Genomic DNA, 12,733 nt, shown 5'->3' on the forward strand with positions numbered 1-12,733 from the left:
ACGAACAGACACATACAGCCCATGAACACACATTTCTCTCCCATCCTGCCTGCGACCGCGCAAGAAGTCGTCGAAACCTTAGTCGCGGCGCGCCGCTCCGGCCAACCGGCCCCGGCCGCGCCCCTGCGGGCGGCGCTGGCCACCGACGACGACGCCTATGCCGTCCAGGACGCCGTGGCCCAGGCGCTGGTATGGTTCGTCGATGGCGGGCCGCGCTACTGGAAGTCGGGCGGCGCGTCCCGGGACTCCGTGCTGAGCCATGCGGCCCTGCCGTCCGCTGGCGTGCGGGCGGCAGGCGACACGCTGGCGGATTTTTCCTTCCACACGCCGGCCGTGGAGGCCGAGATCGTGCTGCGCCTCGCGGAAGCGGTGACGCCCGAGCGCGCGCAGCGCCTGACCCACGCCGATGCTCCGGCCCTGGTGGACGCGCTGGCCGTCGCCATCGAGATCGCCGATTCGCGCTGGCAGGAAGGGCTGCAGGCGCCGGCCGCCTTGCGGCTGGCCGATCAGGGCTCGCATGGCGCGCTGATCCTGGGCGAATGGATGGCCTGCCGGGCGCACGACTGGGCGGGCCAGCGCTGCGAAGTCCGCTTCGGCGGCACGCCGGTGGTCGCCAACACGGGCGCCTATTCCCTGGGTGATCCGCTGTGGCTGCTGCCGGTCTGGCTGCGCCACGCTACGCGCGGCGGACGCACGGTGCCGGCGCACACTGTGGTCACCACGGGCTCCTGGGTGGGCGCGATTCCCATGCCAAAGGATGCCGATGTCCTGGTCCGCTTTCCAGGCCTGGGGGAGGTCGGCCTGCGCGGCGGCAGCGTCCACGCTGCACTGGACAGGCCCTGAGAAGCACCGCCGTGCCAACGTCCGTACACCGTATCGATTTCACTGACACAAGGAAACCATATGTCCACACTGTTTGACTTGACCGGGCGCACGGCGCTCATCACCGGGTCCGCCCGCGGCCTGGGCTACGGATTCGCGCAGGGCCTGGCCGACGCGGGCGCCAAAGTCATCATCAACGCGCGCAACGCCGAGCAGGTCGCGCAGGCCGTGGCCCAGCTTCGCGCCCAGGGCCACGACGCGCAGGGCCTGCCGTTCGACGTCACCGACGAAGCGGCCGTTGGCGCCGCGTTCGCGTCGCTCGACCAGCAAGGCATAGCGATCGACATCCTGATCAACAACGCCGGCATCCAGCACCGCATGCCCCTGGTCGATCTTGCGCTCAAGGACTGGCAGCGCGTGATCGACACCAACCTCACGAGCGCTTTCATCGTCGGCAAGCAGGCCGCCAAGCGCATGATTGCGCGCGGGCGCGGCGGCAAGATCATCAACATCGGCTCGCTGACCAGCGAGGCCGCGCGCGCCACGGTGGCGCCCTACACGGCGGCCAAGGGCGGCATCAAGATGCTGACCCGCGCCATGGCCGCCGAATGGACCGAGCACGGCATCCAGGCCAATGCCATCGGCCCCGGCTACATGGCCACCGAGATGAATACCGCCTTGCTGCAGAACCCGGCTTTCGACGCCTGGGTCAAGGGCAGGACACCGGCACGCCGCTGGGGCCGTCCCGACGAGCTGGCCGGCACCGCCGTCTACCTGGCTTCCGCCGCCTCCGACTACGTCAGCGGGCAAATCATCTACGTCGACGGCGGCATGCTCGCCGTTCTGTAGTTTTTTTAACCAACCATGTGAGAGACAAATGAAACTGACCCGCAGGCTCCTCCCCATCGCCGTGGCCGCTTTCGCCACGTCACTGTCGCCAGTTTCCGTGTTGGCGGCCGACTACCCCAGCCGGCCGATAGAGATCGTCGTGCCGTCGTCCCCAGGCGGTGGCACCGACGTGATGGCGCGTGCATTCGCCGACATCGCCAAGAAGTATGTCCCCCAGCCTTTCATCGTCAGCAACAAGCCGGGCGCCAGCGGCGGTATCGGGATGACGGAGGTACAGCGGGCAGCGCCCGATGGCTACAAGATCGCCGTACTGATTTCCGAGCTGGCCATCATTCCGCACCTGGGCATGACCAAGGCCACGGTGAGCGATTTCATACCCATTGCGCGCCTGAACGGCGATCCGGGCCTGATCGCCGTGCGTGCCGACGCGCCATGGCAGTCCATTGACGAGTTGCTGGCACAGGCCCGAAAACAGCCGGGCAGCCTCTCGATGGGCAATGCGGGGACTGGAACCATATGGCATCTTGCGGCGGCCGCGGTCGAGGAAAAGACCGGTGTGCGCTTCAACCACGTGCCGTTCCAGGGCGCCGCACCCAGCGTCATGGCGCTGGCCGGCGGACATGTGGATGCCATCACGGTCAGCCCTGCGGAAATCGGCACGTTTGTCGAGGCGGGCAAGATCCGCGTGCTGGTGTCCATGGCTGAGCGCAGGTTGCCGGCGCCTTACGACAAGGTGGTGACCTTCAAGGAGAAGGGCGTCGATCTCGTCGTGGGCACCTGGCGCGGCTTGGGCGTGCCGCTGGGCACGCCGCCCGGTGTGGTGCAGTACCTGCGCGATGCGGCCCGCAAGACGGCGGAAGATCCCGCATTCCGTGACGCGCTGGTGCGCGCCAACCTGCAACCGGCCTACATGAGCGGCGAGCAGTTCCAGCCGTTCATGAACAGCCAGTCCAGCTATTTCAAGAAGCTCCTGGGCGGCATCAATCTGCAGAAGTGACAACTCAAGCACAGCAAAGGAAAACATCATGGAAGCCCTTGTCATTCACGCCGCCGGAGACCTGCGCGTCGAAAACCTGCCCACGCCCGAACTCGGCGCCGGCCAGCTGCGCGTGCGTGTGCGCTGCGGCGGCATCTGCGGCTCCGACCTGCACTACTACCAGCACGGCGGCTTCGGCACCATACGGGTCAAGGAGCCCATGGTGCTGGGCCATGAAGTGGCCGGCGTCATCGAGGCCGTGGGCGCCGGCGTGAGCGGCTTTGCACCCGGCGAGCGCATCGCCGTCAGCCCGAGCCAGCCCTGCGGGCTGTGCCGTTACTGCCAGCAGGGCCTGCAGAACCATTGCCTGGACATGCGCTACTACGGCAGCGCCATGCGCACGCCGCATGTGCAGGGCGCCTTCCGCCAGGAGATCGTGGTCGAGACGCACCAGGCGCACCGTCTGGCCGCCAGCGTGAGCGACGGCGAAGGCGCGATGGCCGAGCCATTGGCGGTCGCGCTGCACGCGGTGCGCCGCGCCGGCTCGCTGCTGGGCAAGCGCGTGCTCGTCACCGGCTGCGGGCCGATAGGCGCGTTGGTGATCGTCGCGGCGCGGCGCGCGGGCGCCACCCATATCGTCGCCACCGACGTCAGCGCCCATACGCTGGGCAAGGCGCTCAAGGTCGGTGCCGACGAGGCCATCAACGTGGCCGAGGAACCCGAGGGCCTGGCCCGCTTCATGGCCGACAAGGGGCAATTCGACGTCCTGTTTGAAGCCAGCGGCAACGAGCGGGCCTTGCGCGGCGCGCTCGACGCGCTGCGCCCGCGCGGCATCATCGTGCAGGTGGGCCTGGGCGGCGAGATGACGCTGCCGGTCAACACCATTGTGGCCAAGGAGTTCGACCTGCGCGGCGCCTTCCGCTTCCACGAGGAATTCGCCACGGCGGTGGAACTGCTCAACAAGGGGCTGGTGGACGTGAAGCCGCTGATCTCGGCCACGCTCTCCTACCGCGACTCGGCCAGAGCCTTCGCACTGGCGGCCGATCGCTCGCAGGCGATGAAGGTGCTGCTGAACTTCGATTGAACACAGCACAGGCTCTTTCACTTTAACGACAACGCAATCAGTCCTCTTTTGAGCAGAAATAAATGGCTACCTTCATCACCGACGTCAAAGTCATCCTCACGGCACCCGAAGGCATCAACCTTGTCGTGGTGAAAATCGAAACCAACCAGGCCGGGCTGTATGGGCTGGGGTGTGCGACTTTTGCGTACCGGCATCTGGCCGTGAAATGCCTGGTCGAGGAATACCTCAAGCCGCTTCTGGTGGGCCGGGATGCCACGGCCATCGAAGAGTTGTGGCAACTGGTGCACCAGAACGCCTACTGGCGCAACGGTCCCATAGAAAACAATGCCCTCTCGGGCGTGGACATGGCCTTGTGGGACATCAAGGGCAAGATGGCCAACATGCCGCTGTACCAGTTGTTTGGCGGAAAGTGCCGCGAAGGCGTGCCCATCTATCGGCATGCCGATGGCAAGGACCTGAGCGAGTTGTGCGACAACATCCAGAAATACCAGGCGCAGGGCATTACCCATATCCGCTGTCAAAGCGGCGGCTACGGCGGCGGCGCTTACGGGCCGGCGCCGGCCACGGCCCCCCAGGGCGCCTTGGATGGCATCTACCTGGACAGCAAGAAATACATGCGCGACACGCTCAAGTTGTTTGACGGCATTCGCAGCAAGGTCGGTTTCGACGTGGCCCTTTGCCATGACGTGCATGAGCGCCTGAAGCCCATCGAGGCGATCAAGTTCGCCTGCGAGCTCGAACCGTTCGACCTGTTCTTCCTCGAAGACGCCATTCCACTGGAAGAGGGCAACTGGATGCGCCAGCTGCGCGCCAAGACCAACATCCCGTTGGCGCAGGGCGAGCTGTTCAACAACCCTTATGAGTGGAAGTTCCTGATCACCGAGCAACTGATCGACTACATCCGTGTGCATCTGAGCCAGATCGGCGGCATCACGCCCGGCCGGAAATTGCAGATCTTTGCCGAGCAATTCGGCGTCAGGACGGCGTGGCACGGTCCGGGCGATATGTCGCCATTGGCGCATGCGGCCAACATCCACATCGATCTGGCGGCGCGCAATTTCGGCGTGCAGGAATGGTCCGGCACGGAGCCGCCCAACTTCGTGATCCAGGAACTCAAAGGCCCCCGCGAGGCGCTGCTGGATGTGTTTCCCGGCCTGCCAGAATTCAGGAACGGCTATGTCTATGCCAATGACAAGCCGGGCCTGGGCGTGGAGATCGATGAAGCCGAAGCCAGAAAATATCCCTGCGAGAACACCACGACAACGTGGACACAGACGCGGTTGGTGGATGGCACGCTTCAGACGCCTTAGAGAGGGCCTTGCTTCCTGCGCCCCGCATCCTCCCTCATCGCCTCGACGACACGACAATCCCGCCCACTATCAGCACAAACGCCAGCGCGTGGTAGCGATGCGGCAGCTCCCTCAGGAAGGCCGCTGACAGCAGGGCGGCAAACAGCGGTGTGAGCTTGGAGAAAAAGCCGGCAATGGCGGGGCCGCCACTTCAGGCCGGGGAAACCGGGCTCACTTCTTCGCGTAGTCTTCCAGCGGCTTGTCGGTGGGGTTGGCCCATGCCGCCTTGGTCAGTACGGTTGCCGGCAGTCCGACTTTCGTGTTGTTCGGCGGGATAGGCTGCAGGAACCACTTGTCGTAGAGCTTGGCCACTTCGCCACTTTCAGCCATCGCCTTGATGCTGTCGTCCACCGCTTTCTTGAAAGCCGGATCGTCCTTGCGCATCATGATGGCGATCGGCTCGACGCTCAACACCTCGCCGACGATTCGGTAGTCGCCCGGATTTTTGGACATGGAGATCAGGGTCGCCAAAATCTGGCCGTCCGCCACGTACGCATCGGCCCGACCGCTTTCGAGCAGCAGGAAAGCGTCGCTATTGTCTTTACCCATCAACTCGTTGAACTTCACGCCGGTGGCGCGCTCGTGCTTGCGCAGCAGCTGAACCGACGTGCTGCCGGTTGTGGCGGCGACGGTCCTGTTTGCGAGTTGCGCGATGCTGGTGATGCCGGAGTTGACCTTCACCGCCATGCGCACTTCCTCGATGTAAAGCGTTGGGGCAAATGCCACGCCGAGCTGGCGCGTGGCGTTGTTGGTGGTCGTTCCGCACTCTATGTCGACGGTGCCGTTTTGCACCAGCAGAATGCGGTTCTGCGGGGTCACCGACTGGTAATTGACGTCGAGTTTCTTCAGGCCGAATTGCTTTTTGATGTCGGCCAGCACTCTCTGGCAAACGTCGTAATGAAAGCCGGTGTACTTGCCGCCGCCCAGCGTATAAGACATCGCGCCCGACGATTCACGCACGCCTATTGTGATGGTGCCGGTGTCCTTGATCTTTTTCAGGGTGTCACTGGTCTGGGCGTGGGCCCAGCCAATCGCCAGCATCGCTGCGGCCAGGACCGCAGACCTCGTGGATATTGACTTCTTCATGGAAACCTTCTTCAGGGATGGATTTCAAACAAGGGTGCAGACAGCCGGACGGAGCGGCTTGGTACTTCGTCATGCCTTGATGGCGTGACGTTTGGGTTTACTTGGCGAACAGGGAATCGAGGTTGGCGAACGACTTGAACTCCAAGGCGTTGCCGGACGGGTCCAGGAAAAACATGGTGGCCTGCTCGCCGGCTTCGCCCTTGAAGCGGATGTGGGGTTCAATCACGAATTGCGTGCCGGCGGCCGTCAGCTTGTCGGCCAATGCCTGCCATTGCGTCATCGGCAGCACCGCGCCGAAGTGGCGCACCGGCACGTCGTGGCCGTCGACCGCACTGGTCGAGCGGTGGCCCACTTCGCCAGGCGCCAGGTGGGCCACGATCTGGTGGCCGTAAAAGTTGAAGTCGACCCATTCCGGCGCGCTTCGGCCTTCCGGGCAGCCCAGCAGATCGCCGTAGAAGTGGCGCGCTTGCGCGATGTCATGGACAGGGAATGCAAGATGGAACGGGGGGATGGTGGTCGTGGTGGGCATGATGGTGTCCAAAAAAAGAAGCGTTAAAAACAACGTGTCAGAACTTTAGGATGCTTCATTGATCATGAAAAGCGATATATATTTGCTATGAGAAACTAAATAATTGATGATTCGACCATGATTCCTGAACTCCGTACGCTGATTGCCGTCGCCCGCTATGGCACTTTTGCGGCGGCGGGCGAGCACATTGGCCTGACGCAATCGGCGGTGAGCAGCCAGATCAAGCGTCTGGAAGAGTCGCTGGGCTTTGAGCTTTTTGACCGCACGGGGCGTTCCGCGACGCTGAATGCGGCCGGGGGCATGACACTGGCGCGGGCAGAGGAAATCGTGGCCCTCTTCTCCAGGCTCGGCGAACTTCCCAATGACGAGAACGTCAGTGGTTTGCTCCGCATTGGCGCCATTGCCTCGGTTCAGTCCACGCTGCTGGCGCGTGCGCTGGTGCGGTTCCGCAAGAAGTTTCCGCAGCTGCGCCTGCGCATCGTGCCAGGCGTTTCCATGCATCTGATGGACCAGCTCGACGCAGGAGAAATCGATGCATCCATCATGATCCGACCGCCCTTGGGGATGCTGCCCGAGTTGACCTGGCAGTCGCTGGTCCACGAGCCTTTCATGCTGGTGGTTCCCGGCAGGACCAAGGGCAACGACTGGCGCCAGCTGATTCAGGCGCATCCCTTCCTGCGCTACGAACGAACGTCGTTCGGTGGGCGCATGGTCGAGCGCTTCTTGCGGTCCAAGCACCTCGTCGTGCAGGAGTCGATCGAACTCGATGAAATCCAGGGCATGGTGCAGATGGTCGCGAACGGATTGGGCGTGGCCTTGATGCCGATGGTTGAGGCGCACCTGCCGCTACCCCGCAATGTGCGGGCAATTTCTTTGGGCGAACACACTTTTTACCGCGAGATCGGCATCGTCCAGCGCGTTCCTGTGGTCAACCAGCCCGTGATCAGCCAGCTGGCGCAATGCCTGCGCGATGCGGCAGAAGTTGGTCTCAAGCCATCAGATTCCCGTTAGGGCTGACGTCCCTCACCGCCTCGACGACACCACAATCCCGCCCACAATCAGCACAAACGCCAGCGCGTGGTAAAGGTGCGGCAGTTCGCCCAGAAACGCGGCCGACAGCAAGGCCGCGAACAGCGGTGTGAGATTGGAAAAGAAACCGGCAATGGCGGGGCCGACGCGCTGCACGCCCACGCCCCAGCAGCGGTAGGCAATCACGGCCGGGCCCACCGCCACGTACAGCAAAGCGGTGACCAGCGGCCAGCCCCAGCTGATGTGCGCATCGGTCAGCGCCCATTCGCTGGCCGCAAAAAAGCCGGACCAGCCCAGGCCGAAGACGATTTGCGCCATCAAAAATGCGGCCCAGTCTTTGCGGAGTTCGGGCGGCTCCTTGGGTTGCGACAGCAGCCAGCTGTAAAACGCCCAGGCCAGGGTGGCCAGCAGCACATAGATATCGCCGGGCACCAGCCGAACCTGAGTGAGCAGCGCCCACTGGCCGCGCGACAGCACCACCAGCACGCCGGTCATCGACAGCAAGGCGCCGGCGAGCTGCTGGCGTGACACGCGCTGGCCAAAGCAAAGCGTGCCCACGGCCAGCATCCAGACCGGAATGCTGGAGGCGACCAGCGTGACGTTGAGCGGCGAGGAAGTTTGAAGCGCCAGGTATTGCAGGGCGTTGTAGCAGCCCACGCCGAATAGGCCCAGCAGCGCAAGGCGCTTCCAGTGCGGCCCTATCGCACTGCCAGGCCTAAGCACCTTGTAGGCCAGCGGCAAAAGAATCACAAAGGCCAGGGCCCAGCGCAGAAAGTTCAGCGTCATGGGCGGAATCAGCCCGCTGACGAGGCGGCCGACCACCGCATTGCCGGCCCAGAGCAGGGGTGGAAGCGTCAGCATCAGGGCGGTCGTCGGTGTCAGGCGTTGCGTCATCCGCGGAACTTTACCAAGCCATATGTCCGCTTGCCGGAAGTGCCGGAAGTGCCGGAAGTGCCGGAAGTGCCGTCTATTCACGCGGGGGCCTGCAGCGCGTTTTAATTCATGGCACCATGGCGACCAGTCGTATTTCCCCATCCGTTATGGATCCGTTTTACCTCGCAAGGAGTTTTTTCATGACCCAGTTCACATCCAGAGCCGTTCGCATCGACCAAAATGGCGGCCCCGAAGAACTCAAGATTGTGGATGTGCCGGTGGGTGAGCCCGGCCCCGGCGAGATCCGCATCCGCCACAAGGCCATTGGCCTGAACTTCATCGACGTGTACCAGCGCAGCGGCCTGTACCCGTTTCCCATGCCGCTGCAATTGGGCATGGAGGCGTCAGGTGTGGTCGACGCCGTGGGCGACGGCGTGACGCACCTGCAGGTGGGCGACCGCGCCGCCTATGCCAGCAACCCGCCCGGCAGCTACAGCGAACTGCGCGTGATGCCCGCCAAGTGCGTGTGCAAGCTGCCGGACGCGATCAGCTTCGAGACCGGCGCCGCCATGATGCTCAAGGGCCTGACGGCGCAGTACCTGCTCAAGAAGGCGCGGCCCGTGGAGGGGCTGGAGCCCGGCGACCATGTGCTGTTCCATGCCGCTGCCGGCGGTGTGGGCCTGATAGCCTGCCAGTGGGCCAAGGCGCTCGGTCTGCAGCTCATAGGCACGGCCGGCACCGACGCCAAGTGCCAGCTGGTGCTGGCCAATGGCGCGGCCCACGCCATCAACTACAACACCCAGGACTTTGCCGCCCGCGTGAAGGACATCACCGGCGGCAAGGGCGTGAAGGTGGTGTACGACTCGGTCGGCAAGGACACCTGGGACAAGTCGCTGGAATGCCTGCGCCCCTTCGGCCTCATGGCCAGCTTTGGCAACGCCTCGGGCGCGGTGCCGCCATTCGCGCCCGGCATGCTGGGCGCCAAGGGTTCGCTCTACGTCACGCGCCAGACGCTGTTCACCCACATCGCCACGCGCGAGGCCACCCAGGCCATGGCCGATGACCTGTTTGCCGTGGTGCTCAGCGGCCAGGTGAAGATCCATATCGACCAGCGCTACCCGCTGGCCGAGGTGCAGCAGGCGCACCGCTCACTGGAAGCCCGCCAAACCACGGGTTGCACCATCCTCACGCTGTAAGGCCCGGTGATGACTTCGCCGGCACCTGACCGGGCGTGGTTGGAGAAACTGCGAGCCGGTGCCATTCAAGCGCCGCTGCGGCCGCGCGTGCCGCTCTGGGCGGGCGAATCGGTGATTGGCTCGGTGGAACCCGATTTTTTGCATCAAATCGCTCTTCAGCCCTTGGCGGACGGTCATCATCCGCTATTAAAAGAAGAGCGTCCGGAGGGGCTGGGCTGGCGCCTGATGGGGGACGTGACGACCAGCCTGAATCGCGTGGCCACGGCTTTGCATGAAGCCGGCCTGGCCGGCGCCTGGCGCAACGAGCAGCTCGCCGTGCCTGACCAACTGGGCCATCGCAAAGGCACGGTCGAACGGGCCGCCGTCCGTCCCCTGGGCATCACGACGCTGGCTGTGCACCTGGTGGGCCAGACGCCAAACGGGCGCATCTGGGTGCAGCAGCGTGCCCTGGACAAGGCCAATGATCCCGGCCTGTGGGACACCCTGATGGGCGGCATGGTGTCCGCCGCGGACACGGTGGAAACGGCGCTGGCGCGCGAAACCTGGGAGGAGGCGGGGCTTCGCGTTGCCGAGCTGCGGGACATTCGCTACGGCGGACGCCTGAGCACCCGCCGCCCCAGCACCGACGGGCGCGGCGCCGGCTATGTGGTCGAGGACATCGACTGGTATGTGGCCACCGTGCCGGACGGGCTGGTGCCGGAGAACCGGGACGGCGAAGTGGCGCGCTTCGATTTGCTGGAGACCGACGAATTGCTGCGTCGCATGGCCGGTCACGAATTCACGGCGGAAGCGGCCCTGATCCTGGCGGATTACCTCGGCCACTAAGAGCCGCTAACTGGCTTTACAGGGTGGCTTTACAGGGCCGAGGGCAAGTCGCCCGCCACCTCCGCGACCAATTGCCAGACCAGCGTGACCAAAGGCGCCAGTGCGCGGTTCTTGCGGTGCACCAGCATGACGCTGCGCTCCACCTGCGGCCTGAGCCGGCACACCTGCAAGGCCCGGCCCTGGAGTTCACTGGCCGACACGGCCAGTGCCGGCAGCACGGTGCAGCCTATGCCCGCCTCGACCATGCGGAACACCGTGGTGGGATGGCTGAGTTCCTGCACCACGGCGGCCGCCGCATGTTGCTGCTGCAGCGCCTCGTCAATCAGGCGGCGGCTGCCGGAGGCGTGATCGAGCAACACCAGGTGTTCGCCCGTCAAGGCTTGCCAGGGGACGCTCTTCCTGCGTGTCAGCGGGTGGTCGCTGCGGCACACCAGGCAGAAGGGTTCACGCAAAATGGTCTGGCAGTGCAGGTCGTCCGGCGTGGACGGGTCTATCACCACGCCGAAATCCACCTCGCCGGCGCGCACGCTGCCCAGCACGTCCTGCTGGACTCTGTCCAGCAGCACCAGCTGGATCTCGGGATGGCGCTGGGCGCACAGCGCAATGCAGGCCGGCATCAGGTTGGCCGACAGCGTGGGGCTGCTGGCCACGCGCACCTTGCCGCGGCGCATGCTGGCCATGCCCTGCACGTCCAGCAGTGCCAGTTCCAGCTCATCCAGCAGGCGGTCGAGCTTGCCCGCCAGGCTGCGGCCGGCCTCGGTGGGCGCCACCTCGCGCGTGGTGCGGTTGAGCAGTTGCAGGCCGAGCTGCTCTTCCAGTTCACGGATGCAGCGGCTGATGGCCGGCTGGGTCAGGCCGACCACGTCGCCGGCGCGGCTGAAGTTGCGCTGCTGCACCACGGCCTGGAACACGCGCAATTGGCGCAGGGTCACATTCATCATGATTAATCATGAGTCTATTTGATAAATCCATTTCTCTTTTGAATTCGCCCGGGGTCCAATCAGGGTTTTGGCGAGCGCCTGCCAGCCCCCGCCGGTGTTGAATCCTCAATTTGCGAGCGCTGCGATGTCCCGTTCCCGTTTTTTGCCTGACAACTTCACCTTGGCTTTGTTCGCCACCGTCACACTGGCCAGTTGGCTGCCGGCCCGGGGCGGGATCGCCCATGGCTTCGAGACATTGACGACGGCGGCCATTGGCCTGCTGTTTTTCCTCCATGGTGCCAAGCTGTCGCGTGAAGCGGTGATTGCCGGGGTCACGCACTGGCGGCTGCACCTGCTGGTGCTGGCCTCGACCTTTGTGCTGTTTCCGCTGCTGGGTCTCGCGCTCAAGCCGCTGCTGGCGCCGCTGGTCACGCCTGATCTTTATCTGGGCGTGCTGTTCCTGTGCTGCCTGCCGGCGACCGTGCAGTCGGCGATTGCCTTCACCTCCATGGCGCGCGGCAACATTCCGGCGGCGGTGTGCAGTGCCTCGGCTTCCACCCTGATAGGCATTTTTGTCACGCCGGTCCTGGTCAGCCTGGTCGTGCTACCCCACAGCCTGGGGAGCTCAGGCTCGCTGGATTCCGTTGGCCGCATCCTGCTGCAGCTGATGGTCCCTTTTGTTGCCGGCCAGTTGCTGCGGCCCTGGATAGGCGGCTGGGTCAAGCGCCATGCCACGGTACTCAAGGGCGTGGATCAAGGCTCCATCCTGCTGGTGATCTACACCGCGTTCAGTGCGGCGATGGTAGAGGGGCTGTGGAGGCAGGTGCAGGTGATTGTCTTGCTCGGGCTGCTGGTGGTTTGCGTGGCATTGCTGGCCCTGGCGCTGGCGCTGACCACCTGGGGCAGTCGCAGGCTCGGGTTTTCCACGGAGGATGAAATCACCATGGTGTTCTGCGGCTCCAAGAAAAGCCTGGTCAGCGGGATTCCCATGGCCAAGGTCTTGTTCGCCTCGCATGCCGTCGGTGCGATCGTGCTGCCGCTGATGCTGTTTCACCAGATCCAGTTGATGGTGTGTGCCGTTCTGGCGCAACGCTATGCGCGGCGCGCCGGGGCCGAGCCGGCCCCTGCATTGACCGCATCAGCCGGCGCAACGGCACCGCTGCCGCGGCGCTGATATCGCGGGAACGCGGGTGAC

At 64.5% G+C, this 12,733-nt stretch carries 13 protein-coding genes and 1 pseudogene; 9 read left to right on the forward strand and 5 right to left on the reverse strand.

Going from position 1 to position 12,733, the window contains the following annotated elements:
- The first annotated feature begins 21 nt into the window (after positions 1-21).
- From PJE01S_RS18530 to PJE01S_RS18550, 5 genes are all read left to right on the forward strand, one after another.
- Positions 22-843, forward strand: coding sequence for a 2-keto-4-pentenoate hydratase (locus PJE01S_RS18530; protein WP_068835136.1), 822 nt, complete (start codon positions 22-24; stop codon positions 841-843).
- 60 nt (positions 844-903) lie between these two features.
- Complete coding sequence (locus PJE01S_RS18535; RefSeq protein WP_068835137.1) at positions 904-1,671, forward strand: SDR family oxidoreductase; 768 nt, start codon at positions 904-906, stop codon at positions 1,669-1,671.
- A gap of 28 nt (positions 1,672-1,699) precedes the next feature.
- On the forward strand, positions 1,700-2,668 hold the full coding sequence (locus PJE01S_RS18540; RefSeq protein ID WP_068835138.1) for a Bug family tripartite tricarboxylate transporter substrate binding protein: 969 nt from the start codon (positions 1,700-1,702) through the stop codon (positions 2,666-2,668).
- A 28-nt stretch (positions 2,669-2,696) separates the two neighbouring features.
- Complete coding sequence (locus tag PJE01S_RS18545) at positions 2,697-3,731, forward strand: L-idonate 5-dehydrogenase (RefSeq protein WP_174548563.1); 1,035 nt, start codon at positions 2,697-2,699, stop codon at positions 3,729-3,731.
- A gap of 62 nt (positions 3,732-3,793) precedes the next feature.
- Positions 3,794-5,041: an enolase C-terminal domain-like protein gene (locus PJE01S_RS18550; RefSeq protein WP_068835140.1), complete on the forward strand. Its 1,248-nt coding sequence runs from the start codon at positions 3,794-3,796 to the stop codon at positions 5,039-5,041.
- Positions 5,042-5,075: 34 nt separating this feature from the next.
- Here PJE01S_RS18550 and PJE01S_RS24660 read toward each other — a convergent pair.
- The 3 genes and pseudogenes from PJE01S_RS24660 to PJE01S_RS18560 form a co-directional block, all read right to left on the reverse strand.
- Positions 5,076-5,225: pseudogene (locus PJE01S_RS24660) on the reverse strand (EamA family transporter); the annotation flags it as partial.
- A gap of 26 nt (positions 5,226-5,251) precedes the next feature.
- Complete coding sequence (locus PJE01S_RS18555; RefSeq protein WP_068835141.1) at positions 5,252-6,166, reverse strand: amino acid ABC transporter substrate-binding protein; 915 nt, start codon at positions 6,164-6,166, stop codon at positions 5,252-5,254.
- A 97-nt stretch (positions 6,167-6,263) separates the two neighbouring features.
- Entirely contained in the window at positions 6,264-6,695 is a 432-nt protein-coding gene (locus PJE01S_RS18560) for a VOC family protein (protein ID WP_068835165.1), read from the reverse strand.
- A gap of 117 nt (positions 6,696-6,812) precedes the next feature.
- Between PJE01S_RS18560 and PJE01S_RS18565 the strand changes: the two genes are divergently transcribed.
- Positions 6,813-7,706, forward strand: coding sequence for a LysR family transcriptional regulator (locus PJE01S_RS18565; protein ID WP_068835142.1), 894 nt, complete (start codon positions 6,813-6,815; stop codon positions 7,704-7,706).
- A gap of 12 nt (positions 7,707-7,718) precedes the next feature.
- Here the strand turns inward: PJE01S_RS18565 and PJE01S_RS18570 are convergent, their stop codons facing one another.
- Positions 7,719-8,618, reverse strand: coding sequence for a DMT family transporter (locus PJE01S_RS18570; RefSeq protein ID WP_068835143.1), 900 nt, complete (start codon positions 8,616-8,618; stop codon positions 7,719-7,721).
- 179 nt (positions 8,619-8,797) lie between these two features.
- Between PJE01S_RS18570 and PJE01S_RS18575 the strand changes: the two genes are divergently transcribed.
- Together PJE01S_RS18575 and PJE01S_RS18580 are read left to right on the forward strand one after the other, a co-directional pair.
- Positions 8,798-9,793 carry a quinone oxidoreductase family protein gene (locus PJE01S_RS18575; RefSeq protein WP_068835144.1) on the forward strand — a complete coding sequence of 332 codons (996 nt, stop codon included), beginning with the start codon at positions 8,798-8,800 and terminating at the stop codon, positions 9,791-9,793.
- A 9-nt stretch (positions 9,794-9,802) separates the two neighbouring features.
- Entirely contained in the window at positions 9,803-10,618 is an 816-nt protein-coding gene (locus tag PJE01S_RS18580) for an NUDIX hydrolase (protein WP_068835145.1), read from the forward strand.
- 29 nt (positions 10,619-10,647) lie between these two features.
- Here PJE01S_RS18580 and PJE01S_RS18585 read toward each other — a convergent pair whose 3' ends face one another.
- Positions 10,648-11,556, reverse strand: a complete 909-nt coding sequence (locus PJE01S_RS18585) for a LysR family transcriptional regulator (RefSeq protein WP_068835166.1) — start codon at positions 11,554-11,556, stop codon at positions 10,648-10,650.
- A 127-nt stretch (positions 11,557-11,683) separates the two neighbouring features.
- Between PJE01S_RS18585 and PJE01S_RS18590 the strand changes: the two genes are divergently transcribed.
- Positions 11,684-12,712 carry a bile acid:sodium symporter family protein gene (locus PJE01S_RS18590; protein ID WP_068835146.1) on the forward strand — a complete coding sequence of 343 codons (1,029 nt, stop codon included), beginning with the start codon at positions 11,684-11,686 and terminating at the stop codon, positions 12,710-12,712.
- The last annotated feature ends 21 nt before the right edge of the window (positions 12,713-12,733 follow it).

It is taken from the genome of Polaromonas jejuensis NBRC 106434, from assembly GCF_001598235.1.
Taxonomy (GTDB): Bacteria; Pseudomonadota; Gammaproteobacteria; order Burkholderiales; family Burkholderiaceae_C; genus Polaromonas; species Polaromonas jejuensis.